This is a genomic window from Streptomyces sp. NPDC001507 (genome assembly GCF_042894765.1).
Taxonomy (GTDB): Bacteria; Actinomycetota; Actinomycetes; order Streptomycetales; family Streptomycetaceae; genus Streptomyces.
In genome coordinates this window covers 389,150-412,003 of sequence record NZ_JBIAVV010000005.1, presented here as the reverse complement: position 1 = coordinate 412,003, position 22,854 = coordinate 389,150, and the positions used below count along the sequence as shown (strand labels likewise).

The 22,854-nt window shown below is 71.3% G+C and carries 22 protein-coding genes and 1 riboswitch; of the genes, 10 read left to right on the top strand and 12 right to left on the bottom strand.

What is annotated here, in order from left to right; all coding sequences use genetic code 11:
* The first annotated feature begins 19 nt into the window (after positions 1-19).
* The 5 genes from ACFY0K_RS19075 (at position 20) to ACFY0K_RS19055 (ending at position 6,670) form a co-directional block, all read left to right on the top strand.
* A complete protein-coding gene (locus ACFY0K_RS19075) occupies positions 20-301 on the top strand; it encodes a DUF3311 domain-containing protein (RefSeq protein ID WP_390640809.1) in 282 nt (93 codons plus the stop codon).
* Positions 298-1,908 carry a monocarboxylate uptake permease MctP gene (mctP, locus tag ACFY0K_RS19070; RefSeq protein WP_390640808.1) on the top strand — a complete coding sequence of 537 codons (1,611 nt, stop codon included), beginning with the start codon at positions 298-300 and terminating at the stop codon, positions 1,906-1,908. Before ACFY0K_RS19075 ends, mctP begins: the two co-directional genes overlap by 4 nt.
* A gap of 554 nt (positions 1,909-2,462) precedes the next feature.
* Entirely contained in the window at positions 2,463-2,969 is a 507-nt protein-coding gene (locus ACFY0K_RS19065) for a GNAT family N-acetyltransferase (protein WP_390640807.1), read from the top strand.
* 77 nt (positions 2,970-3,046) lie between these two features.
* A riboswitch (cobalamin riboswitch) is annotated at positions 3,047-3,125 on the top strand.
* Positions 3,126-3,269: 144 nt separating this feature from the next.
* On the top strand, positions 3,270-5,663 hold the full coding sequence (locus ACFY0K_RS19060; RefSeq protein WP_390640806.1) for a ribonucleoside-diphosphate reductase subunit alpha: 2,394 nt from the start codon (positions 3,270-3,272) through the stop codon (positions 5,661-5,663).
* The gene (locus ACFY0K_RS19055; protein WP_351489580.1) at positions 5,663-6,670 is read left to right on the top strand and encodes a ribonucleotide-diphosphate reductase subunit beta; all 1,008 of its coding nucleotides are present in this window, start codon (positions 5,663-5,665) and stop codon (positions 6,668-6,670) included. Before ACFY0K_RS19060 ends, ACFY0K_RS19055 begins: the two co-directional genes overlap by 1 nt.
* On the opposite strand, the gene ACFY0K_RS19050 is transcribed toward ACFY0K_RS19055, so the two are convergent.
* A complete protein-coding gene (locus tag ACFY0K_RS19050) occupies positions 6,583-6,825 on the bottom strand; it encodes a hypothetical protein (RefSeq protein ID WP_390640805.1) in 243 nt (80 codons plus the stop codon). The genes ACFY0K_RS19055 and ACFY0K_RS19050 overlap by 88 nt on opposite strands.
* Before the next feature lie 93 nt (positions 6,826-6,918).
* Here ACFY0K_RS19050 and ACFY0K_RS19045 point away from each other — a divergent pair, with 93 nt between their 5' ends.
* Positions 6,919-7,884 carry a helix-turn-helix domain-containing protein gene (locus ACFY0K_RS19045; protein WP_390640804.1) on the top strand — a complete coding sequence of 322 codons (966 nt, stop codon included), beginning with the start codon at positions 6,919-6,921 and terminating at the stop codon, positions 7,882-7,884.
* Between the two features lie 39 nt (positions 7,885-7,923).
* Here ACFY0K_RS19045 and ACFY0K_RS19040 read toward each other — a convergent pair whose 3' ends face one another.
* From ACFY0K_RS19040 to ACFY0K_RS18995, 10 genes are all read right to left on the bottom strand, one after another.
* Positions 7,924-9,303 (bottom strand): cytochrome P450, encoded by a 1,380-nt coding sequence (locus ACFY0K_RS19040; RefSeq protein ID WP_390640803.1) that lies wholly within the window; start codon positions 9,301-9,303, stop codon positions 7,924-7,926.
* Positions 9,300-10,385 (bottom strand): epi-isozizaene synthase, encoded by a 1,086-nt coding sequence (cyc1, locus tag ACFY0K_RS19035; RefSeq protein WP_390640802.1) that lies wholly within the window; start codon positions 10,383-10,385, stop codon positions 9,300-9,302. Before cyc1 ends, ACFY0K_RS19040 begins: the two co-directional genes overlap by 4 nt.
* 303 nt (positions 10,386-10,688) lie before the next feature.
* Entirely contained in the window at positions 10,689-11,339 is a 651-nt protein-coding gene (gene def / locus ACFY0K_RS19030; RefSeq protein ID WP_093499178.1) for a peptide deformylase, read from the bottom strand.
* A gap of 127 nt (positions 11,340-11,466) precedes the next feature.
* Complete coding sequence (locus ACFY0K_RS19025) at positions 11,467-12,447, bottom strand: tetratricopeptide repeat protein (RefSeq protein ID WP_382719692.1); 981 nt, start codon at positions 12,445-12,447, stop codon at positions 11,467-11,469.
* 113 nt (positions 12,448-12,560) lie between these two features.
* A complete protein-coding gene (locus ACFY0K_RS19020; RefSeq protein WP_390640968.1) occupies positions 12,561-13,772 on the bottom strand; it encodes an HD-GYP domain-containing protein in 1,212 nt (403 codons plus the stop codon).
* 116 nt (positions 13,773-13,888) lie between these two features.
* Positions 13,889-15,226 carry an HD-GYP domain-containing protein gene (locus ACFY0K_RS19015; RefSeq protein ID WP_390640801.1) on the bottom strand — a complete coding sequence of 446 codons (1,338 nt, stop codon included), beginning with the start codon at positions 15,224-15,226 and terminating at the stop codon, positions 13,889-13,891.
* A 166-nt stretch (positions 15,227-15,392) separates the two neighbouring features.
* On the bottom strand, positions 15,393-15,719 hold the full coding sequence (gene rsrA / locus ACFY0K_RS19010) for a mycothiol system anti-sigma-R factor (RefSeq protein ID WP_390640800.1): 327 nt from the start codon (positions 15,717-15,719) through the stop codon (positions 15,393-15,395).
* Positions 15,716-16,399, bottom strand: coding sequence for an RNA polymerase sigma factor SigR (sigR, locus tag ACFY0K_RS19005; RefSeq protein ID WP_351957911.1), 684 nt, complete (start codon positions 16,397-16,399; stop codon positions 15,716-15,718). Before sigR ends, rsrA begins: the two co-directional genes overlap by 4 nt.
* A gap of 256 nt (positions 16,400-16,655) precedes the next feature.
* Entirely contained in the window at positions 16,656-17,288 is a 633-nt protein-coding gene (locus tag ACFY0K_RS19000) for an alpha/beta family hydrolase (RefSeq protein WP_390640799.1), read from the bottom strand.
* A gap of 9 nt (positions 17,289-17,297) precedes the next feature.
* Positions 17,298-18,113: an SOS response-associated peptidase gene (locus ACFY0K_RS18995; RefSeq protein ID WP_390640798.1), complete on the bottom strand. Its 816-nt coding sequence runs from the start codon at positions 18,111-18,113 to the stop codon at positions 17,298-17,300.
* A 105-nt stretch (positions 18,114-18,218) separates the two neighbouring features.
* Here ACFY0K_RS18995 and ACFY0K_RS18990 point away from each other — a divergent pair, with 105 nt between their 5' ends.
* The 4 genes from ACFY0K_RS18990 to ACFY0K_RS18975 all read left to right on the top strand — a co-directional run bounded on the left by ACFY0K_RS18990 (position 18,219) and on the right by ACFY0K_RS18975 (position 21,941).
* Positions 18,219-18,941, top strand: a complete 723-nt coding sequence (locus tag ACFY0K_RS18990) for a M50 family metallopeptidase (protein ID WP_351957913.1) — start codon at positions 18,219-18,221, stop codon at positions 18,939-18,941.
* A 249-nt stretch (positions 18,942-19,190) separates the two neighbouring features.
* On the top strand, positions 19,191-20,519 hold the full coding sequence (gene aroA, locus ACFY0K_RS18985; protein ID WP_390640797.1) for a 3-phosphoshikimate 1-carboxyvinyltransferase: 1,329 nt from the start codon (positions 19,191-19,193) through the stop codon (positions 20,517-20,519).
* An 11-nt stretch (positions 20,520-20,530) separates the two neighbouring features.
* On the top strand, positions 20,531-21,541 hold the full coding sequence (rsgA, locus tag ACFY0K_RS18980) for a ribosome small subunit-dependent GTPase A (protein WP_390640796.1): 1,011 nt from the start codon (positions 20,531-20,533) through the stop codon (positions 21,539-21,541).
* 76 nt (positions 21,542-21,617) lie between these two features.
* Positions 21,618-21,941 carry a multidrug efflux SMR transporter gene (locus tag ACFY0K_RS18975; protein WP_093499187.1) on the top strand — a complete coding sequence of 108 codons (324 nt, stop codon included), beginning with the start codon at positions 21,618-21,620 and terminating at the stop codon, positions 21,939-21,941.
* A 235-nt stretch (positions 21,942-22,176) separates the two neighbouring features.
* Here the strand turns inward: ACFY0K_RS18975 and ACFY0K_RS18970 are convergent, their stop codons facing one another.
* On the bottom strand, positions 22,177-22,782 hold the full coding sequence (locus tag ACFY0K_RS18970; RefSeq protein ID WP_390640795.1) for a TetR/AcrR family transcriptional regulator: 606 nt from the start codon (positions 22,780-22,782) through the stop codon (positions 22,177-22,179).
* Between the last annotated feature and the right edge of the window lie 72 nt (positions 22,783-22,854).

The following is a 22,854-nucleotide window of genomic DNA, read 5'->3' as shown; positions in this document are numbered from 1 at the left end:
GAGGGGACGGAGCCGCGAGATGTCAGATGCCTCCGATGTGACCAAAGCGGCGGTGGTGACGCCCATACGCGTCGCCATCGCCGTCTGTCTGATAGCGCCCTTCGTGGCGATGCTCTGGGTGGGCTCGTACGCCAAGACGGACCCGGTGTTCATCGGGATCCCGTTCTTCTACTGGTACCAGATGCTGTGGGTGCTGCTCTCCACCGCGCTCACCATGACCGCGTACCAGCTGTGGCAGCGCGACCAGCGCGCCCGCAAGGCCGAGGCCGCGACGAGCACGGACGGGGGTGCGCAGCAGTGAAGGACGGTGTGAACGGCGTCGCGCTCGGCGTCTTCGTCTTCTTCTTCCTGGCCGTCACGGTCATGGGTTTCCTGGCCGCGCGCTGGCGCAAGGCCGAGAACGAGCACTCCCTCGACGAATGGGGGCTCGGCGGCCGGTCGTTCGGCACCTGGGTCACCTGGTTCCTGCTCGGCGGCGACCTGTACACGGCGTACACGTTCGTCGCCGTACCGGCGGCGATCTACGCGGCGGGCGCGGCCGGCTTCTTCGCGGTGCCGTACACGATCCTGGTCTATCCGCTGATCTTCACGTTCCTGCCGCGTCTGTGGTCGGTCTCGCACCGGCACGGCTACGTGACGACCTCGGACTTCGTGCGCGGCCGCTTCGGCTCCAAGGGCCTCTCGCTCGCCGTCGCGCTGACCGGCATCCTGGCGACGATGCCGTACATCGCACTGCAGCTCGTCGGCATCCAGGCGGTGCTGGACGTGATGGGCGTCGGCGGCAGCGACGGCACCAACTGGTTCGTGAAGGACCTCCCGCTCCTCATCGCCTTCGGGGTGCTCGCGGCCTACACCTACTCCTCGGGCCTGCGCGCCCCCGCCCTGATCGCGTTCGTGAAGGACGCGCTGATCTACATCGTCATCGCGGTGGCGATCATCTACATCCCGATCAAGCTGGGCGGCTTCGACGACATCTTCGCCAAGGCGGGCGACAAGTTCACGGCGGCGGGAGCGGGCGGCCTCGTCCCGCCCGCGGCCGGCCAGTGGACGTACGCCACCCTGGCGCTGGGCTCCGCGCTGGCCCTGTTCATGTATCCGCACTCGATCACCGCGACGCTCTCCTCCAGGAGCCGTGACGTGATCCGCCGCAACACCACGATCCTGCCGCTGTACTCCCTGATGCTGGGCCTGCTCGCCCTGCTGGGCTTCATGGCCATCGCGGCCGGCGTCAAGGTCACCAACGGCCAGCTGGCCATCCCCCAGCTGTTCGAGAACATGTTCCCGGACTGGTTCGCGGGCGTGGCCTTCGCGGCGATCGGCATCGGCGCCCTGGTCCCCGCGGCCATCATGTCCATCGCGGCCGCGAACCTCTTCACCCGCAACATCTACCGTGACTTCATCAAGCCGGACGCCACGCCGAAGCAGGAGGCCCAGGTCTCCAAGCTGGTGTCGCTGCTGGTGAAGGTGGGCGCGCTGATCTTCGTCCTCACCATGGACAAGACGGTCGCCATCAACTTCCAGCTGCTCGGCGGCATCTGGATCCTGCAGACCTTCCCGGCCCTGGTCGGCGGCCTGTTCACGCGCTGGTTCCACCGCTGGGCCCTGCTGGCGGGCTGGGCGGTCGGCATGGTCTACGGCACGGTCGCCGCGTACGGCGTGGCCTCCCCGACCCAGGCGCACTTCGGCGGCTCGTCCAAGGACATCCCCGGCCTCGGCCAGATCGGCTACATCGGCCTGACGGCGTTCGTGATGAACGTGGTCGTCACGGTGGTCCTGACCTTCGCCCTGAAGGCCTTCAAGGCCCCCGAGGGCATCGACGAGACCAGCCCCGAGGACTACACGGCGGACGCGGGCGACCCGGACGTGCAGGTGGAACTCCCGCCGGCCGTGGCGGGAAGCACTCACTGACAGCCCCCCGTCAGGGGCGCGGGGCTGTATCGACGCGCGGCTCCGCCGCGCGGGCGCGACCAGCCACCCACAACCCGCAGCGGGCCACCGGGAGAACCCCCTCGGCGGCCCGCTTTCGGCTTCCCCCCTCCGCCGCTACTCCCTCGTCCGCAGGGCCATCTCGTCCAGACGGCCCTCGTGACGTTGGCGTAGGAGACCCACCGGTGCCACTTCCTGGGCCGGGTGGCGCCGCGACAGGCCTCCAGACGGGTCGTCAGGGCGTGCCAGCGGCCCACGAGACCGGATCCGACCCGGCTGCCCGCGCGTCGCAGGTCCGGCGTCGCCATCGGCGCACTGCGCGGCCGGACCTTGCCCGGCGGGTGACGGACGATTCTCGACATGGTGCCTCTCCTTCCGCGACCGGCTCTCGGCACGCAGGACCCGCGGGGCACCTGACTCCGTGGAAGCACTCCCTTCCGGCCACGCGACTCGACTGCGCGCACCGCCCGGACGGGGAGGTGGCAGCCTGGAAATTCGGGAGCACGCTGTCAGGGCCCTCCGGCAGACTCGGCAGCATGGACATCTCGATCCGGCCCGCGGACCCCGCCGAATACGAGGACCTCGGCGAGCTCACCGCCCAGGCCTACCTCCGGGACGGTCTCCTCGACTACGGCGAGGGCGACGAGTACCTGCCCGTGCTGAAGGACGTGGCGAGCCGGGCGGCCGCCGCCGAGGTGCTCGTGGCCGTGGACGGCGAAAGACTCCTCGGCGGCGTCACCTTCGTCGCCGGCCCCGGCCCGGTCGCCGACATCGCGCGCCCCGGAGAGGCCGAGATCAGGGCGCTCGCGGTCGCACACGAGGCCCGCGGCCGGGGTGCCGGCGAGGCCCTTGTGCGGGCCTGTCTCGACCGCGCGCGGGCCACCGAGGGGTGCACGGCCGTCGTCCTGTCGAGCCAGCGCAGCATGCACACCGCCCACCGCATCTACGAACGCCTGGGCTTCGTTCGCACACCGGAGCGGGACTGGAATCCCGTGCCGCACCTGGACGACCTCACTCTCCTCACCTACCAGTTGACGCTCTGACACCGCCGCGACACAACATCTGGGGGTGACGTGACAGCCCGGCACTAGATGTATGCTCATGCTCGCTGTCGCCGCAGGGGAATCCGGTGCGAATCCGGAACTGTCCCGCAACGGTGTACTTGTGCATGTTCGTGCACAGGAGTCAGTCCGAGGACCTGCCGACAGCACGCCCGGCCACCCGGTCAGGGCGTTCTGACGTCCGGGCCTCGTGGAGTGGGCCAGGGTCTCGACGCGTGCCCCCGCGCTCGTGCTGCCCCCTGCCCTCCGCCAGGCCCCGCGCCCAGCGAGGGAGAGCCCCACGTGACCATCGCGCCAGCCGACCCGGCTTCAGCGGCCATCTCCGTGGATTCCGCGGCATCCGCGGCACCCGTGGAAGGGGACGGTCCCGGTACCGCGTTGCTGCGGACCCTGACCGAGCTGACCGCCGACCTCCCCGACGCCGACCCCGGCCGGGTCGCCGCCGCCGCGTTGCGCGGCCGGTCGGCGCGGGCCGACGAGGCGGAACTGCGCGAGCTGGCCACCGAGGCCGCCGCCGGTCTGATCTCGGAGGACCCCGCCTACTCGCGGCTGGCCGCGCGTCTGCTCACCGTCTCCATCCGCGCCGAGGCCGCCTCGCAGGGCGTGACGTCCTTCACCGAGTCCGTCGCGGTGGGGCACCGCGAGGGCCTCATCGCCGACCGGACCGCCGAGTTCGTCCGGCTGCACACGGCCCGCCTCGACGCGCTCGTCGACCCGGCCGCCGACGACCGCTTCGGCTACTTCGGCCTGCGCACGCTGCACAGCAGGTACCTGCTCCGGCACCCGATCACCCGCCGCGTGATCGAGACGCCCCAGCACTTCATGCTCCGGGTCGCCGCCGGCCTCGCCGAGGACGACACCGTCAGGTCGGTGGACGAGGTGGCCGCGCTCTACGGGCTCATGAGCCGCCTCGACTACCTCCCGTCCTCCCCGACCCTCTTCAACTCCGGCACCCGGCACCCCCAGATGTCGTCCTGCTACCTCCTCGACTCCCCGAAGGACGAACTGGACTCGATCTACGACCGCTACCACCAGGTCGCCCGGCTCTCCAAGCACGCCGGCGGCATCGGTCTGTCGTACAGCCGCATCCGGTCCCGCGGGTCGCTCATCCGCGGCACCAACGGGCACTCCAACGGCATCGTGCCGTTCCTGAAGACGCTGGACGCCTCGGTCGCCGCCGTGAACCAGGGCGGCCGGCGCAAGGGCGCGGCAGCGGTCTACCTGGAGACCTGGCACTCCGACATCGAGGAGTTCCTGGAGCTGCGCGACAACACCGGTGAGGACGCCCGCCGTACCCACAACCTCAACCTCGCGCACTGGGTCCCGGACGAGTTCATGCGCCGGGTGAACGCGGACGAGCCGTGGTCGCTGTTCTCCCCCGCCGACGTGCCGGAACTCGTGGACCTGTGGGGCGACGAGTTCGACGCGGCCTACCGCCGGGCCGAGGCCGCGGGGCTGGCCCGCAAGACCGTCCCGGCCCGTGACCTGTACGGCCGGATGATGCGGACCCTGGCGCAGACCGGCAACGGCTGGATGACGTTCAAGGACGCGGCCAACCGGACCGCCAACCAGACGGCCACCCCCGGCCACGTCATCCACTCCTCCAACCTCTGCACGGAGATCCTGGAGGTCACGGACGACGGCGAGACGGCCGTGTGCAACCTGGGGTCGGTGAACCTCGGCGCCTTCGTCGACACGGCGACCGGTGACATCGACTGGGAGCGGCTCGACGACACCGTCCGCACCGCCGTCACCTTCCTCGACCGGGTCGTCGACATCAACTTCTACCCGACCGAGCAGGCGGGCCGGTCCAACGCCAGGTGGCGGCCGGTCGGCCTCGGCGCCATGGGCCTCCAGGACGTCTTCTTCAAGCTGCGGCTGCCGTTCGACTCCGCCGAGGCGAAGGCGCTGTCCACCCGGATCGCCGAGCGGATCATGCTCGCCGCGTACGAGGCCTCCGCCGACCTCGCCGAGCGCAGCGGCCCGCTGCCGGCCTGGGAGAAGACCCGCACCGCGCAGGGGGTGCTGCACCCCGACCACTACGGCGTCGAGTTCACCTGGCCGGAGCGCTGGGCGGCGCTGCGCGCGCGGATCGCGACGACCGGCCTGCGCAACAGCCTGCTGCTCGCCATCGCCCCCACCGCCACCATCGCCTCGATCGCGGGCGTGTACGAGTGCATCGAGCCGCAGGTCTCGAACCTCTTCAAGCGCGAGACGCTGTCCGGTGAGTTCCTCCAGGTCAACTCCTACCTGGTGCAGGAGCTCAAGGACCTCGGCGTCTGGGACGCCCGCACCCGCGAGGCGCTGCGCGAGGCCAACGGCTCGGTGCAGGACTTCGTCTGGATCCCCGAGGACGTGCGCGACCTCTACCGGACGGCATGGGAGATCCCGCAGCGCGGCCTGATCGACATGGCCGCCGCCCGCACCCCGTACCTGGACCAGGCCCAGTCCCTGAACCTCTTCCTGGAGACGCCGACCATCGGCAAGCTCTCCTCGATGTACGCGTACGCCTGGAAGTCGGGCCTGAAGACGACGTACTACCTGCGCTCGCGCCCGGCGACCCGGATCGCCCGCGCCGCCCGGGCCCAGGCCACCATCCCCGTCCAGCAGGCGGCCCCCGAAGACGCCGTCGCCTGCTCCCTGGAAAACCCCGAGTCCTGCGAGGCCTGCCAGTGATGTCCAGCAAGAACCTTCTCGACCCCGGCTTCGAGCTCACGCTCCGCCCGATGCGCTACCCCGACTTCTACGAGCGCTACCGGGACGCCATCAAGAACACCTGGACCGTGGAGGAGGTCGACCTCCACTCCGACGTCGCCGACCTCGCGAAGCTGTCCCCGATGGAACAGCACCTGATCGGCCGGCTGGTCGCGTTCTTCGCCACCGGCGACTCGATCGTCGCGAACAACCTGGTGCTCACGCTGTACAAGCACATCAACTCCCCCGAGGCGCGGCTCTACCTGAGCCGGCAGCTGTTCGAGGAGGCCGTGCACGTCCAGTTCTACCTGACGCTCCTGGACACCTACCTGCCCGACCCGGAGGACCGCGCGGCCGCCTTCGCGGCGGTCGAGAACATCCCCTCCATCCGCGAGAAGGCCGAGTTCTGCTTCAAGTGGATGGACTCGGTGGAGAACCTGGACCGCCTGGAGTCCAAGGCCGACCGCCGCCGCTTCCTGCTCAACCTCATCTGCTTCGCCGCGTGCATCGAGGGCCTGTTCTTCTACGGCGCCTTCGCGTACGTCTACTGGTTCCGCAGCCGGGGCCTGCTGCACGGTCTCGCCACGGGCACCAACTGGGTGTTCCGTGACGAGACGATGCACATGAGCTTCGCGTTCGACGTGGTGGACACGGTCCGCAAGGAGGAGCCGGAGCTCTTCGACGACGAACTGCGGCAGCAGGTCACCGACATGCTCCGGGAGGCCGTCGAGGCCGAGCTGCAGTTCGCCCGTGACCTGTGCGGCGACGGCCTGCCCGGCATGAACACGGACTCGATGCGCCAGTACCTGGAGTGCGTCGCCGACCAGCGGCTCGGCCGCCTCGGCTTCGCCCCGGTGTACGGCTCGGAGAACCCGTTCTCCTTCATGGAGCTGCAGGGCGTTCAGGAGCTGACGAACTTCTTCGAGCGCCGTCCGTCCGCGTACCAGGTGGCGGTGGAGGGCACTGTCGACCTGGACGAGGACTTCTGAGCCAGCCGCTCCCCACGGTCCTCGTGGGCCTCCCTGATCTGCCGGTCGATGCGCCTGTCGCGCAGGACGCCGAGCACGGACGGGAGGGCCATGAGGACCAGGATGCCGAGGACCAGGACCATTCCGACGAGACCTTCGATCTGGTTTCCGTTCATGGACACCACTCTCGCGCCGGATGCTCCTTACCGTGAGTGGCAGCACTGCCACACACCCTCGAATTACTGCCAGCGGCGAGGCACACTGGCAGCATGCTGAAGAACGTGGCCACGGTGCTCCTCGACGGTGTGCACCCCTTCGAGCTCGGGGTGGTCTGCGAGGTCTTCGGACTCGACCGCTCCGACGAGGGGCTGCCGGTGTACGACTTCGCGGTGGTCTCGGCGGAGGGACCGGCACTCGGCACCCACGTGCCGGGCCTCACCGTCTCCACGCCGTACGGCATCGACCGCCTCGACGAGGCGGATCTGATCGCGGTGCCGGCCTCGGACTCCAACGTCGCCCGCGAGTATCCCCCTGAGTTGCTCGCCGCCCTCCGCCGGGCGGTGGACCGGGGCGCCAGGGTGCTCAGCGTCTGCTCGGGTGTCTTCGTGCTCGGCGCGGCCGGGCTGCTGGACGGGCGCCGGTGCGCCGTGCACTGGCGGCACGCGGACCTGCTGGCCCGCCGCTTCCCCCGCACCCGGGTCGAGCCGGACGTGCTGTACGTCGACGAGGACCCGGTGTTCACCTCGGCGGGCACCTCGGCCGGTATCGACGCCTGTCTGCACATCGTCCGCAAGGAGCAGGGCCCGGAGGTCGCCACGAAGATCGCCCGGCGGATGGTGGTGCCCCCGCACCGGGACGGCGGCCAGGCCCAGTACATCGAGCGCCCGCTGCCGGAGGGCCCCTGCGACACGGTCGGCGGGGTGCTGGCCTGGATGACGGAGCACCTCGACGAGGAGGTCACCGTCGAGCAGCTGGCCGCCCGCGCCCTGATGGCTCCGCGCACCTTCGCCCGCCGCTTCCAGCAGGAGACCGGCACCACGCCCTACCGCTGGATCCTGCGGCAACGGGTACTGCTGGCACAGGAGTTGCTGGAGGGGACGGACGAGACGATGGACGCCATCGCGGGCCGGACCGGTTTCGGGACGGCCGCCGCGCTGCGGCACCAGTTCGTGAAGTCGCTGGGCACCACGCCGAACGCCTACCGGCGCGCGTTCCGGGGCCCTGAGGCCGCCTGAGCGCGCGCCGGTATCAGGCGTGATCCACCGGTCGCCGGGTCACCAGGGCACGGGTGCGAGCAGCAGCCGGTGCGGGCGCAGGGTGATGCCCACCCGGGTGGTGTCGTTCGACCCGGCGACCTGTTCGAAGCGGTACTTGGCGCACAGCGCCGCCGTGATCAGGCTGAGCTGGGTCATGGAGAAGTGGTCGCTGGGGCACTTGCGGTTGCCGACGCTGAAGGGGCTCATGGCGTACTTGGGTACGTCCCCCGCCCGCTCCGGCAGCCAGCGGTCCGGGTCGAAGTCGAGGTGCCCGGGGTAGGAGTGCGGGTCGCGCTGGACGGCGTAGGGGCTGTAGACGATGTCGGCCCCGGCCGGAATGCGATAGCCACCCAGCTCGGTGTCGGCCTTGGCCCGCCGGGTCAATATCCATACGGCCGGCCGCAAACGCATCGCCTCGACGACGACATTGTTGGTGTGCGTGAGCCGGCGAACGTGCTCAAAACCAACCGGCTGACCGCCCGTCACGGATTCGACCTCGGTCCGAACCTTCGCGGCTTGTTCGGGGTGTTCGGCGAGGACCTGGAGCAGCCACATGATCGTGGAGGCGACTGTTTCGCTGCCGGGGGTGAGTATCGCGACCACCTGGTCGTGGATCTCCTGTTCCCCGATGGGGTCGCCATTCTCGTCCTTCGCCGCGAGCAATGCCGTCAGCAAATCGTCCGGCTTTTGACCAGATGCCCGGCGCTCGGCGACGATCTCGTCGACGAGGAGATGCAAATCGGCCAGCGCGCGGTTGAATTCACGGTTGGCCGGCAACGGCAGCTTGTACAGCGGGCCGAGTGGTACGACCATCCGCCGGTACATACCGCGGAAGACGCTCGCGAGGTCGACGCTGAGCCGCTCGGCGCGCTCGTCCATGTACTCGCCGCGCAGCAGGCAGCGGGCGGCGATGCGGACGGCGACCCGGAAGGACTCCGAGGTGCAGTCGACGGTGGCGCCGGGCTGCCAGCGTTCGGTCAGCGCGTGCGCCTCCTCCTCCATGACCGGCCCGTACGCGGGGATCGCGGAGAGGTTGAACGCGGGCTGGATGGTGCGGCGCTGGCGCCGGTGCCGGGGGCCGTTGGCGGTGGCGACGCCCTCCTTGCCGAGCAGTCCCTCCAGGGACTCCCACAGCGGGCCCGCGATGATGAAGTCGGGGTTCAGGGCGAGGGCGCCGGTGAGTTCCGGGGTGGTGACGGCGTAGACCTCCTTGGGGCCGAGCCTGAGGCGCACCATGTCGCCGTGGGCGCGCAGCCGGGTCATGAAGGCCAGCGGGTCGCGGGCCAGCCGCCAGCCGTGCCCGAGGACCGGCACACCGCCGCCGGCCAGGGGCGGTTCGCGCAGTTCACCGTGTGCGGAAGCCTCCGCGGTCGCGGGCTTCACGGACTCGACGGTCATTTCTCACCTGCCGCTTCGTTGTTGACGTACGGGGGCGTGGACCGGTCGTCCCAGCTGTCGACCATGTAACGGCCGGATTCGTGGTGGAACCAGTAGACGGAACTGAACCAGTTCCGCATGTTGCCGACGCAGGCCGTGACGGCGGCGCCGATTTCCTTTCCCTGCACGGTGCCGTCGTCGAGTTCCTCGGCGAACCGCAGTGCGGCCCGCTCGGCGACCAGGAATTCGCTTATGCATTCCTCGACGCGTCGCCTGACTTCCTCGACCGCCTGTTCCAGGCTCATTCCCTCATGGGTGACGAGACTGATTCCGAGGTTGTGCACCTCGTCGCCCGCTATTTCCTTGGGCAGCGAGCAGAGGTCGTTGTACCAGGCGGCGAATTCCTGGCTCAGCAGCGCCGGCCGACGGTACGCGGGGTTTTTCCGTACGGCGTCCGGGAGTTCGGTCCCGGCGCTCGGCTCCAGCAGGTCCGTCCATATCCAGTGGGCGAAGGTGAGGCGCCGCAGGGCCAGGTATTCCTCGACCTCGGGAACGTATCCCGAGGTGCGGTTGCGGTACTCGCGGTCGTAGGCCTCGATCACCTCGTGGAAGTGCCGGGCGAACCGCCGGTTCCAGGTCCCGGGCAGGAACGTGTACAACCGCGCGATGCTGTCGGCGAAACCGGCGACCAGGGTGTCCGGGTGGTGCAGATGGTGCAGGGGCGCGTCGAGGGCCGTGTGCAGCCGGAACCGCAACCGCCGCCAGTCGGCCGACCTGCCGTGCACGACGTCCCGGTCGTGCCGGTCGTCCCAGACGAAGAACCAGGCGCTGTAGTCGCATATCGCCTGGATGACCTCGTCGGACGCGCCCAGGTAGTACCCCGCCATGAGGTCGGTGTAGCAAAGACCATCGGCATATTCCCGCACCTTGTCCGCCGGCATCAGCCGCTTTTCCAGCAGCCAGAGGCGGGTCTTCTCCTGTAGCCGTGGCCAAAACGGATGCAGTTGCCGGGGAAACTCGGCCTCGATCACCGGGAGGGCGAGTTGTGGTGGAACCGCGACCGCCGTCGGCGTCGATGTGGTGCTGTGTGAGAAAGCATGCACGAACAAACCCCTCTCAGCCGAGCCAGGTGCGCACGCCCCTCCCGCTGTGCCGGGCGTGCGCCGTTGCGTATCCCCGCAGTTACTATTCAGCACCACAACTGACCGGTCTGGGAACGGATTTGCTTCACTCACTACCCCACAGTGCCGAGAATCTCCCCTTGTGTGACTGATTAAGGTTCGCTAGGGGTGCACAAAGGATCGAATGTACGACGCACGGACGAGCGAGCCTGACCGAACATGACGAACGCCTGGTCGGAGCAGGCCGACCAGGCGTCACAACTGTCCTTCCGCGTTCCCTGGGTCTCAGTCGTTGGCGACCACGGGGTAGCGGGGCTCGTTCTCGGCCATCTGCCGCAGCGCGTCCTTGCGCTCGCGCTTGGAGAGCCGGTCGATGTACAGGTAGCCGTACAGGTGGTCGGTCTCGTGCTGCAAACACCGAGCGAAGTAGCCGGTGCCGCGCACCTTGATCGGGTTGCCCTTCTCGTCCTGCCCGGTGACCTCGGCATAGTCGGGCCGGGCGAGCGGGGCGTAGGCGGTGGGCACCGACAGGCACCCCTCGTTGCTGTCATCCAGCCGCCGCTTGTCGGCGGGCAGGTCGACCAGCTTCGGGTTGCACACCACGCCGACGTGCCGGGCGCCCTCGTCGTCCTGGCAGTCGTAGACGAAGACCTTCAGGTCGACGCCGATCTGGTTGGCGGCGAGGCCGACGCCCTCGGCGGTCCGCTGGCTGGCGAACATGTCGGCGACGAGCTGGTCCAGCTCCGCCCCGAACTCGGTGACGTCCTTGCACTCCTTGTGCAGCACCGGGTTCCCGACCACGGTGATGGGCCGCGACGTCCCTCGCTCACGCCAGGCGTTCTCGCGCTCCTCGGTCCCCTCGGTGTCGACGACGAACCCCTCGTCATCCACGGGGAGCACGCCCGCGTGCTGCTGATCGGTGTCCTGCTGCGCCATGACCGACGTAAGCCTTCCTAGGTAAAACAGGGGTGATGTTGCTGATACAGGGTACGGGGAGCGCCCCGTCAGGGGCGCGGGGAACTGCGCGACCAGCCATCACCGGCCCGCAGCCGACGAGCGACGCTCAGCAGACCTCTTCCAGATCCCGCCAGTCCCGGGAATCAGGGCTGTCCGCAACCCACCCGTCCAGCAACCCCCGCACCAGCGAGGCCGGCGCAGCGATCCCGCACTCCCGCTCCGGCACCCACAGCTGGCCGTCGGTCCGGTGCCCCAGCGGCCCCGGATGCCCCGGCTCACTGTGGTCGTGGGGATCGAGATGCACCCCGTCACCCTCGTCCGACGGCATCCGTGACTCCGAGCACATCCGGCACAGCAGCCGCACCGAGGACGACCAGTCCTCCGCCGCGAACCCCGCGTCCCCCGCCAGCTGCTCCAGCGCGTCCCGGTCCGCCTCCGTCGCCGCCTCCAGCAGTACCACCCACGTCGGCACCGGTGACGGCGCCCACAGCTCGATCTCGTCGAAGACCGGGTACGCGTGCCCGGTCGCCGTGGTCCGCTCGCCGTGCGGCACCCCGTCGTGCAGGACGACCTCGCCCCAGCGCCGCCCGGACGAGGGAAGCGGGATGGACTGCACCTCGATACGGGCGGGGTCGAGGCGCCGCCCCCACACCACCTCGGCCTCCCCCTCCGGGGACAGCCGTACGGCGGCACTCCCCAGGTCCATGCCGTCCGGCTCGCCGGACGCGGTGGCGCCTCCCGGCACCCGCAGCCCGTACGCCTGCCAGGCTCGCCGCGCCAGCGGCCAGTCCTGCAGCGCGGTCGCCGCGATGCCCACGTTCCACCAGTCGGGCGCCCCGTTCTCCCGGTCGAGGAGGGCCACCGCACGCAGCCCGGCGGCCCGTGCCTGCTCCCAGTCGTGCCGGAACTTGTGCAGCAGGGCGAGGTTGAACCAGGACTCCGACAGCCAGGGCTCCAGGTCGGCGGCGCGCGTCAGCAGCTCGCCCGCGTCCTCGTACCGGCCGTCGCCGATCAGCGTGAACGCGCGGTCGGTGGCCTGCCGCCAGGAGGCGGAGGGCCGGTGCCGTCCCTTGCCGAAGATCCTCACGATTCCCGCCTGCCAGTTCCAGTTCCGCACAGTGGGCTGGCTTGTGCCCCCGGACATCACCCTCTCCTCGCATCCAACCACGTACGACGGGAGGGCCGCTCATTACCCATGGGTTACCCAGCCGCGCGCAAGGTCAGACAGTCTCTGGAGAGCACGCGGGCCAGGGACTCCACAACCTCCGGAGCGTAGTCCCCGGCGGTCGCCAGCCGTAACTCCTCCAGTGCCGTCAGCGGACCGCCGGGCCCGGAATCCCGGGCCTTCTCCTCGTACGCGTTGACGGCCCGCACGATCCGCGCGGCGACCGGCTGCTCCCGGTAGGGGTCGGCCTGCCGCTCCACGACCACCGCGACCGCCGCGGCCACCCCGGTCTGCCGTACGACGGCGCCGCCGAGCAGGGCTATCCGCCGCTGCTCCGCCGCCGGCAGCCCCGCGGTGGCCCCGGCGGGCACCGGGTCGACGAGGCTGAGCTGGCCGATGTCGTGCATGAGCGCCGCGTACTCCAGCACGGTGAGCTCCGCTGCGGACAGCCCCAGGTCCCGCCCGACGGCCTGGCTCAGCGTGGCGACCCGGCGGGCGTGCCCGGCCGGGGTGTACCCGGCTATCTCGGTGGCGCGGGCGAGGGAGGCGATGGTCTGCCGGTAGGTGACCCGGACGGCCGCGTACCGGCGCAGGGAGAGCTGGGTGAGGAGAAGGGGCAGGCAGAACACGGGCAGCGCCCACAGCCCGACGACGGCGACGGCCAGTGCCATCACGGCCCCGGTGGCGCAGACCGCGGACCCGATGCCGAGCAGCCCGCGCAGTTCGTCCCGCAGCAGCGGCCCGAACGGCCATCCCGTCCGCGCGTGGGCCTGCGCGGCGGCGAGCACCGCGTCGCACAGCGCGGTGAGCACCAGGAGCGCGACGAGCAGCAGGGCGTACGCCGGTCCGCCCGTGTGCTCCAACGCGCCCCTGCTGTAGAGGGGTTGGCAGCAGACGGCGGCGAAGCCGACGGTGAGGACGCGGCGGGTGAGGTGGTCGAGGGTGGGGCGCCGCCCGTCGGCTATGTGCGGGACGTTGCCGAGCAGCGAGGCCGCGCAGACGACGGTGACGACCTGGAAGGCCCCGTCGTGAGTGGCGGCCCCGGCGTCGGCGCCGAGCAGGGCGTAGGCGAGCCCGCCGGCGGCGCCGAGCGGGGCGGCCTCCCGTACCTCGGCGCCGGTCCAGCGGGCCCACTCCCCGATGCCGACGAGCACACCGAAGGCGAGGGCGATGCCGCGGTCGTCGAGGCCTTCCCAGAGGGTGCCGGTGAGACAGCCGAGGGCGAGGAGCAGGGCGGCGAGCCGGATGGACCCGAGCGCGGCGGGACGGCCGGAGCGAAGGGCCTCGGCCGGACCGGCGAGAGCGCCGCCACGGCCACTGGCGCCGCCCGCCGGTCCCGGGGCGAACGCCGGGGCGCCGGACGTCACGGGGCACCTCTCCCGGCGCCCGCACGGTCACCGTTCGGCGGACCGGAGAGGGCCGGGCCGGGCGGGTCCGCCGGGTCCGGTGCCTGTACGTCGGCGGTGACCGCCGGGTGCCAGCCGTGTCTGGCCAGCGCTCGCGCCAGGGCGTCGACGATCCCCGCGTCGAAGTGCCGTCCCGCGCACCGCCGTAGCTCCGCCACGGCGGCCGCCACCGGCCGGGCCCTGCTGTAGGAGCGCGTCGACGTCATCGCGTCGAAGGCGTCGGCGACGGCCACCACGCGCGCGGACTCCGGGATCTGGCCGCCCGCGAGTCCGTAGGGGTAGCCGCTGCCGTCGATGCGCTCGTGGTGGTGGAGGATCGCCGCGCGGGCCTCGCCGAGGAAGGAGATCCCGCGCACCATCTCGTGGCCGTACTCGGGGTGCAGTTCGATGATCCGCCGCTCCTCCGGGGTGAGCGGCCCGTTCTTGCGGAGCAGCCGGGTGGGGACGCCCAGCTTCCCGACGTCGTGGAGGATGCCGGCGAAGCGGAGCACCTCCACCCGGTCGTCGGCCATGCCCAGTTCGCGCGCGATCATCACGGAGGCCTGTCCGACCCGCTCGCTGTGCCCGCGGGTGTACCCGTCCTTGATGTCGACGGCCTGGACGAGCGCGCGGATGGTGGCCTGGTGGGCGGCGCGCTCCCGGTGGTACTGGGCGAACACCCACCAGGAGACGCACATCGGCAGCAGGACGAGCAGGGCCGCGACGGGGCCGTAGGGGCTGCGCCAGAGCACGGCCATCATCAGCCCGGCCAGCCCGTGCACCCCGACCGGGGCGAGGGAGCGGGAGAGCAGACCGCGCCAGGCCCGGCGGACCGGGACTCTCTCGGCGACCGCGAGGATCCCGCCGTCCAGCAGTGCGAGCACGGCGCAGAAGGCCAGTACGGCCGCGGCGCAGGGCAGCAGCGCGTACGGGAAGTCGCAGCCCACCACCGAGTCCCGGCCGCCCAGCGCCCAGTGCACGCGCCCCGCGCCCCACACGGCGAGCGCGAGCTCGGCGGCCCGCCAGGTCCGGCGCAGTGCCTGCGGCCGTTGCTCGGCACGGGAGAGCAGCGCACCGGGCAGTGGGACGAGCGCGGCGGCCGGCGGTGACAGGAGGAAGGCACCGGCGAGCAGGACCGGGTAGAAGGTGCCGCCGAGACGGCGCCGTACGACGTGCTCGCAGGCCGCATAGAGCGCGGCGAGGAGGGCGACCGCCCACCAGGGCGTACGCAGACCGGGCAGCGGCAGCAGACAGAGCAGGGCGGCGAGGGCGACGCAGGTCACGTACGCGCGCACCCGTACCGGGACCGCCTCCATCTCGCCCCTCCCCCGACCATGCCTGTCCAGGCTCCGGAGCCTAGGGCGGGAGCCGGCGGGTCCGGGGGCTTATGACCGGAGGATTAGCACGTTCGGGTGATGGGACACCGGGGCGGGAACCGCTCGGCGGTGCCGACCGGGCACCGCTGCCGCGGCCGGCGGCCGGTCAGCTCTCCGGCGTGGCCGGTGCGGGCTCGGCGGTCCGGGCGGCCGTCACGTCGTGTTCCGGGACGGCCTGACCCGAGCGGATCAGGTCCAGCCGCCCCAGCACCTTGGCCCGCAGGTCGATGGGCACGTCGTCATGCCCGCAGCACCGCTTGACCAGCTTCTTCACGGCCTCCTCCAGCCCGTACTTCTCCAGGCAGGGGGAGCACTCGTCGAAGTGCTGCTTGAACTTGACGCGATCGACGTCCGGCATCTCACTGTCGAGGAACTCGTAGAGATGGTCGAGTACCTCACTGCAGTCCGTCTCGTGCGGCTCTCCGCAGCTCATGAGCCCGAGCCTTTCGCTTCGTCCGACTCTCCGGCACCGGCCGGGACGAGCCCGCGCTCACGCGCGTAGTCCTCCAGCATGCCGCGCAGTTGGCGGCGGCCCCGGTGCAGCCGGGACATCACCGTACCGATGGGTGTCCCCATGATGTCCGCGATCTCCTTGTAGGCAAAGCCCTCTACGTCGGCGAGGTAGACGGCGATGCGGAATTCCTCGGGGATCGCCTGCAGCGCTTCCTTCACGTCCGAGTCCGGCAGGTGGTCGAGCGCCTGCGACTCGGCGGAGCGCAGACCCGTCGACATGTGCGACTCGGCACGGGCGAGCTGCCAGTCCTCGATCTCCTCGGCCGCGGAGCGCTGGGGCTCGCGCTGCTTCTTGCGGTACGAGTTGATGAAGGTGTTGGTGAGAATGCGGTACAGCCAGGCCTTGAGGTTGGTGCCCTCACGGAACTGGTGGAAGGACGCGTACGCCTTGGCGTAGGTCTCCTGCACCAGGTCCTCGGCGTCGGCCGGGTTGCGCGTCATGCGCAGCGCCGCCGAGTACATCTGGTCGAGGAATTCGAGCGCGTCCCGCTCGAAGCGCGCGGTGCGCTCCGACGTCGACTCCGCGCTGACGCCCTGGCCCTCGGGCAGCTCCGCCTGGCCGTTGTCGGTCCCTGCGTCGGTACCGGTGACCGGACCCACCTCCTCAAGATCCCGGGCAGGACCGAAGCCGATCCCACTCGTCTCGGAGGATAGAACACGACCCGTGCCTGCCGCCGCTCGAATAGGAGCGGTCTTGGCCGCGTGCAGCACCGTCCAGTCCAGGTCAGCGCTGCTGCTACGGCTCGGGCAGATGGTCGAACCCATGCGGCGGACTTCCTCTCGTTCGGCGTCGGCACTGGTGTCCCAGCACTTCTGCCCGCCTCAACAGTGGTCCGCCGCGCAACATTCCCGGGTGTCACCCGAGGGACGCGGTCCATGCGACGACCGCGTCCGTGATGATGGTCACTGCCTGTTCCGGCCTCATCTCCGCCTTTTTGGGCACCGCGAAACCGTGATCCCCGTACGGCACCTCGACGAGTTCGTACGCCCCCGCCGGGAACTCGGCCGGCTTCCCGAACGGATCGTTCCCGCCCTGCACGACGAGCGTCGGCACCCCGGCCCCGAGCAGCTCCCCGGCCCGCGACTTCTCCGGCCTGCCCGGCGGGTGCAGCGGAAAGCTCAGGGCGAGGACGCCGACCGCCCCCAGCTCGGTCGCCGTGCGGCAGGCGACCCGGGCCCCGGCGCTGCGGCCGCCGGACACCACCGGCAGCCCCGGCGCGGCGAGCGCGGGCCACACCCCGCACCAGCCGACGTCGAGCGTCTTCGGCGCGGGCGCGAGCTTCCTCCCGGCGACCCGCCAGGGCTGCTCGACGAGCGCGACGGTCACGCCGTGCTCCGGCAGGACCGCTGCGATCCCCTGGAGATCCCGCGCCTCGATGCCGCCGCCCGCCCCGTGGCTGACGGCGAGCACCAGCCACGCCTTCTCCGCCTCGTGCCAGGTGATGCGGGCGTCCCCCGCCTCCGTACCGACGATCTTCGCTGTGGTCACGTGAGAAGGCTAGAAGAGCGTGCCCTCCTCGGGCCCCTCCAGCTCCTTCAGCAGCTCCGGGCTGTTGTTGCGGACGTTGCTGACCGCCGTGGAGACCGGGTAGGCCCGCATCAGGCCCTCCGGCGGCGGGGCGAGCAGCGACCGCAGGTCCTCGACGTCCGTGCGGGCCGGGTCGAGCCAGGCGTCCCAGCGGTCCGGAGTCAGCATCAGCGGCATCCGGGGGTGGATGTCGTGCAGCGACCGCGGCCCCTCGGCGGGCGCCACGGCCAGCGGCGAGGTCTCCGCCTCCGTGGTGATCACCGAGCACGTCACCCACCAGGCCAGCGGGTGCTCGTCGGGCAGCGTCCGGTCCCGCCAGAACTCGTACAGCCCGGCCATCGCGAACACCGAGCCGTCGGCGGGGAGCACGAAGTACGGCTGCTTGCGCGGCCGCTTCTTCTTCCCCTCGACCTCCAGGTCCCGCTCCTGTGGGGCGGTGACCCACTCGTAGTAGCCGTCGGCGGGCAGGATGCAGCGGCGGGTGGCGAAGGCGCGGCGGTACGACGGCTTCTCGTGCACGGTCTCCGCGCGCGCGTTGATCATCCGGGCACCGCCCTCGGGCGTCTTGGCCCAGGACGGCACGAGCCCCCACTTCAGCTTGCGCAGCTGGCGAACCGGACGGGAGTCGTCGGCGTCTTTCACCGGACGGTCGAGGACGGCGTAGACCTCCTTGGTCGGAGCCACGTTGTAGTCGGGCTCCAGGGTCTCCTCGGGCTCCCACTTCTCCACTTCAAAGATTCCTGCGAGATCCTCGGGCCCACGACTGGATGCATACCGTCCGCACATACGTGCAACACTGCCAGGCCCGCCCGTCGCCCGACCACCACCCCCCAAAGACGGCGCTACGCGCCGACACCTTTCGGACTGACCAGAGGGAGTAATCACCGCACCATGGAGAGCACCGCCGCCCTCGCGCTGCCCGACCTCTGGGACCGGCTGACGGGTACCCAGTCCGATCCCGACCTGTGGGTGGTGCTCGCGACCCTGGCCGCCGCGGTCGCGGTGGTCGTCCCGCACAACCTGTGGCGAATATCCCGCAACGCCATCACGATCGCCCACGAGGGCGGCCACGGCCTGACCGCCCTGCTCACGGGCCGCCAGCTCACCGGCATCCGGCTGCACTCCGACACCAGCGGCCTCACGCTCAGCCGGGGCAAGCCGCACGGCATCGGCATGATCCTCACGGCCGCGGCCGGCTACACCGCTCCCCCGCTGCTCGGCCTCGGCGGCGCGGCCCTGCTCGGCGCCGGCCGCATCACCCTGCTGCTCTGGCTCGCCACGGCCCTGCTGATCGTGATGCTGGTGATGATCCGCAACGCGTACGGCGTCCTGACGGTCTTCCTCACGGGCGGCACCTTCCTGCTGGTGTCCTGGCTGGCCGGACCGCAGGTGCAGGCGGCGTTCGCGTACGCCGTGGTGTGGTTCCTGCTGCTGGGCGGAGTCCGCCCGGCCTTCGAACTCCAGGCGAAGCGCTCCCGCGGCGGCGCGGGCGACTCGGACGCGGACCAGCTGTCGAGACTGACCCATCTCCCGGCGGGCGTATGGCTGTTCCTCTTCCACACGGTGTCCCTGTGCTCGCTGATCGGCGGGGGGCGCTGGCTGCTCGGCATGTGATGCCCGCCCCGAAGGGGCAGCATCACAGGGGCGCGGGGAACTGCGCGACCAGCCCCCACGGCGCCCCGCCCCGACCACCGGCCCTCCCGAAGCGGCGCCGCACCCGACCACCGGCCTCCCCGCGGAGCGGCGCCGCACCCGACCACCGGCCTCCCCGCGGAGCGGCGCCGCACCCGACCACCGGCCTCCCCGCGGAGCGGCGCCGGCCGCCCACCAGCTCACACCGCCCCCTGCCACTAAAGTGACCCCATGGCCGCAAACCCCACCGCACCAACCGCCCTCTGGCCCGCCCCCACCGCGCGCGGAGCCGTCGACGCCACGGTTCACGTGCCGGGGTCCAAGTCGGTCACCAACCGCGCCCTCGTCCTCGCCGCCCTCGCCTCCGAACCCGGCTGGCTGCGCCGCCCCCTCCGCTCCCGCGACACCCTGCTGATGGCCGGCGCCCTGCGCGCGATGGGCGTCGGCATCGACGAGGGCGTCGGCCCCGACGGCTCCGGCGAGGCCTGGCGGGTGCTCCCCGCGGGCCTGCGCGGCCCCGCCACCGTCGACGTCGGCAACGCCGGCACGGTGATGCGCTTCCTACCCCCCGTCGCCACCCTCGCCGCAGGCGGCATCCGTTTCGACGGCGACCCCCGTTCGTACGAGCGCCCGCTGCACGGCGTGATCGACGCCCTGCGCGTCCTCGGCGCCCGGATCGACGACGACGGCCGCGGCGCGCTCCCCCTCACCGTCCACGGCAGCGGCGCCCTGGACGGCGGCACGGTCTCCATCGACGCCTCGTCCTCCTCCCAGTTCGTGTCGGCCCTCCTGCTCTCCGGCCCGCGCTTCAACCAGGGCGTGGAGGTCCGCCACACCGGCCGGAGCCTCCCCTCCCTCCCGCACATCCGGATGACCGTCGACATGCTGCGCGCGGTCGGCGCCCAGGTGGACACCCCCGAGTCGGGCGGCGAGCCGAACGTCTGGCGGGTCACGCCCGGCGCCCTGCTGGGCCGTGACCTGACCGTCGAGCCGGACCTGTCGAACGCCCAGCCCTTCCTCGCCGCGGCCCTGGTGACGGGCGGCCGGGTCGTGATCCCGGACTGGCCGTCCCGGACCACCCAGCCGGGCGACCGGCTGCGCGAGATCTTCACCGAGATGGGCGGTTCCTGCGAACTGACCGAGTACGGCCTGGAGTTCACCGGCTCGGGCCGGATCCACGGCATCGACGTCGACCTGGGCGACGTCGGCGAGCTGACCCCCGGCATCGCGGCGGTCGCCGCCCTCGCGGACACCCCCTCCACCCTGCGCGGCGTCGCCCATCTGCGGCTGCACGAGACGGACCGGCTGGCCGCGCTGACCAAGGAGATCAACGAGCTCGGCGGCGACGTCACCGAGACCGCCGACGGCCTGCGCATCCGCCCGCGCCCGCTGCACGGCGGCGTCTTCCACACGTACGACGACCACCGCATGGCGACGGCCGGTGCGATCATCGGCCTGACTGTGGCCGACGTACAGATCGAGAACGTGGCGACGACGGCGAAGACCCTGCCGGACTTCCCCGACCTGTGGACCGGGATGCTCGGGAGCGACGGGGCGTAGGGGCGTACGACATGCGCCGCTACGGCAAGCACACCGACGAGGACGACATCCGCGCCCGCCCCAACCGCAAGGGCAACCGGCCGCGGACCAACATCCGCCCCAAGCACGAGGACGCGGCCGAGGGGATGGTCCTCACCGTCGACCGGGGGCGGCTGACCTGCCTGGTCGGGGACCGGACGATCCTCGCGATGAAGGCCCGTGAGCTGGGCCGCAAGGCCGCGGTGGTCGGCGACCGGGTGGCCCTGGTCGGCGACCTGTCCGGCAAGAAGGACACCCTCGCCCGGATCGTGCGCATCGAGGAACGCTCGTCCGTGCTGCGCCGCACCGCCGACGACGACGACCCGTTCGAGCGCGTGGTCGTCGCCAACGCCGACCAGCTGGCGATCGTCACCGCCCTGGCCGACCCCGAGCCCCGCCCGCGCCTGATCGACCGCTGCCTGGTGGCGGCCTACGACGGCGGTCTCACCCCCCTGCTGGTCATGACCAAGTCGGACCTGGCCCCGCCGGACAAGCTCCTGGAGCTGTACGGCGACCTGGAGATCCCCTACGTGGTCACGAGCCGCGAGGAGCTGGCGGAGGGGGAGGCCGCCCGCCGGGTCCGGGACCATCTCGACGGCAAGATCACGGCGTTCGTCGGCCACTCGGGCGTCGGCAAGACCACGCTGGTGAACGCGCTGGTCCCGGAGGACCGCCGCCGTACGACCGGTCACGTCAACGCGGTGACCGGCCGCGGCCGCCACACCACCACGTCGGCCCTGGCCCTCCCGCTCTCCGACGACGGGGGCTGGGTCGTCGACACCCCGGGCGTCCGCTCCTTCGGCCTGGCCCACATCGACCCGTCCCGCGTGATCCACGCCTTCCCGGACCTGGAGCCCGGGACCGTGAACTGCCCGCGCGCGTGCAGCCACGACGAGCCGGACTGCGCGCTGGACGAGTGGGTCGCGGAAGGCCACGCGGACCCGGCCCGCCTGTACTCGCTGCGGCGGCTGCTGGCGACCCGGGACCGCAAGGAAGGCGACTGACCACCGGGGTGTTTGTCATGACCGGAGTTCGGTAAGTGCATAATCGCACCGAGCTGGACATACGGGAGGACAGCACATGGCGTGGCTGCTGGTGATCGTGGCCGGGATCCTGGAGACCGGCTTCGCCGTGTGCCTCAAGCTCTCCCACGGCTTCACCCGACTATGGCCGACGATAGCCTTCGCCTCCTTCGCCCTGGGCAGCTTCGGCCTGCTGACCCTGTCCCTGAAGAAGCTGGACGTCGGCCCGGCCTACGCGGTCTGGACCGGCATCGGCGCGGCGGGCACCGCCATCTACGGCATGGTCTTCCTCGGCGACCTCGTCTCCACCCTGAAGATCATCTCCATCAGCCTGGTGATCGCGGGAGTAATCGGCCTCCAGCTCTCCGGCTCCGCCCACTGAAGCGCCCCGTCAGGGGCGCGGGACCGCATCCGACAAGCGACTTCACAGCCCACAGCACGACAGCCCACCCAAGGGGCGCCGGGAACTGCGCGACCAGCCCCACCCAGCCGCGGATCCCGACGACCCGCACTTCACAGCCCACAGCACAACAGCCCGCCCAAGGGGCGCGGGGAACTGCGCGACCAGCCCCCTCCCATCCGCGGATCCCGACGACCCGCACCACCCCTTGTCTCTTTCACACCGGCTGTCGGTGCAGCGCCCCGCGCACCAGCTCCGCCACCCCGCCCTCCCCTGGTGGCGCCGCGACACACGACAACGCCAGCCGCACCACCAGCTCGCACGACCGGGCCAGCTCGCCGTTCCCCTGCCCGGCCCCCGCCCCCGCCAGCACCGTCACCGCCCGGTCCCGCACGATCTGCACGAAGTCCCCGGGAGAGGGCAACGGCCCGTCCGCCCGCCGCTGCGCCGGCACCGCCGACGACGACGGCACCGCGGTCAGCGTCGGCGACGGCAACCGCTCGCTCCAGCACCCCGTGAGCATCGCCCGTACCAGCACGTTCTCCCGAGCCGCCACCGCCATCCACTCGGCCGTCGCCGTCAGGCGTTCCCGCGCCTCGGCGTGGCTCCCCAACGCCCGTTCCACACCGGCGAGATACCCGTCGGCCTCCCTGCGCACCAGCGCCCGCGCCAGGCCTTCCTTGCTGCCGAACTCGTTGTACAGCGTCTGCCGGGACACCCCGGCCGCCGCCGCCACGTCGACCATCCGCACGGCAGCCCACGGCCGGCGCGCGAGCGCGGCGTACGCGGCGTCCAGAAGGGATTCCCGGGCTGCAGGCATCATCGCCTCCCTGGGGCGAGCGACTCTGCGCCCAGATTTGACGCGCACGAATCGACTGTCAAGGGTTCGCGACGG

What these genes read in the sequence shown, in the direction of transcription:
- ACFY0K_RS19065 (WP_390640807.1), top strand. Translation starts at nt 2,463, where the DNA reads ATGGACATCTCGATCCGGCCCGCGGACCCCGCCGAATACGAGGACCTC.
- ACFY0K_RS19075 (WP_390640809.1), top strand. Translation starts at nt 20, where the DNA reads ATGTCAGATGCCTCCGATGTGACCAAAGCGGCGGTGGTGACGCCCATA.
- rsgA (WP_390640796.1), top strand. Translation starts at nt 20,531, where the DNA reads ATGCGCCGCTACGGCAAGCACACCGACGAGGACGACATCCGCGCCCGC.
- ACFY0K_RS19015 (WP_390640801.1), bottom strand. Translation starts at nt 15,226, where the DNA reads ATGGAGGCGGTCCCGGTACGGGTGCGCGCGTACGTGACCTGCGTCGCC.
- ACFY0K_RS19050 (WP_390640805.1), bottom strand. Translation starts at nt 6,825, where the DNA reads ATGAACGGAAACCAGATCGAAGGTCTCGTCGGAATGGTCCTGGTCCTC.
- aroA (WP_390640797.1), top strand. Translation starts at nt 19,191, where the DNA reads ATGGCCGCAAACCCCACCGCACCAACCGCCCTCTGGCCCGCCCCCACC.
- ACFY0K_RS18995 (WP_390640798.1), bottom strand. Translation starts at nt 18,113, where the DNA reads ATGTGCGGACGGTATGCATCCAGTCGTGGGCCCGAGGATCTCGCAGGA.
- ACFY0K_RS18970 (WP_390640795.1), bottom strand. Translation starts at nt 22,782, where the DNA reads ATGATGCCTGCAGCCCGGGAATCCCTTCTGGACGCCGCGTACGCCGCG.
- ACFY0K_RS19040 (WP_390640803.1), bottom strand. Translation starts at nt 9,303, where the DNA reads ATGACCGTCGAGTCCGTGAAGCCCGCGACCGCGGAGGCTTCCGCACAC.
- ACFY0K_RS18975 (WP_093499187.1), top strand. Translation starts at nt 21,618, where the DNA reads ATGGCGTGGCTGCTGGTGATCGTGGCCGGGATCCTGGAGACCGGCTTC.
- def (WP_093499178.1), bottom strand. Translation starts at nt 11,339, where the DNA reads ATGGCGCAGCAGGACACCGATCAGCAGCACGCGGGCGTGCTCCCCGTG.
- rsrA (WP_390640800.1), bottom strand. Translation starts at nt 15,719, where the DNA reads ATGAGCTGCGGAGAGCCGCACGAGACGGACTGCAGTGAGGTACTCGAC.
- ACFY0K_RS19045 (WP_390640804.1), top strand. Translation starts at nt 6,919, where the DNA reads ATGCTGAAGAACGTGGCCACGGTGCTCCTCGACGGTGTGCACCCCTTC.
- ACFY0K_RS18990 (WP_351957913.1), top strand. Translation starts at nt 18,219, where the DNA reads ATGGAGAGCACCGCCGCCCTCGCGCTGCCCGACCTCTGGGACCGGCTG.
- ACFY0K_RS19055 (WP_351489580.1), top strand. Translation starts at nt 5,663, where the DNA reads ATGTCCAGCAAGAACCTTCTCGACCCCGGCTTCGAGCTCACGCTCCGC.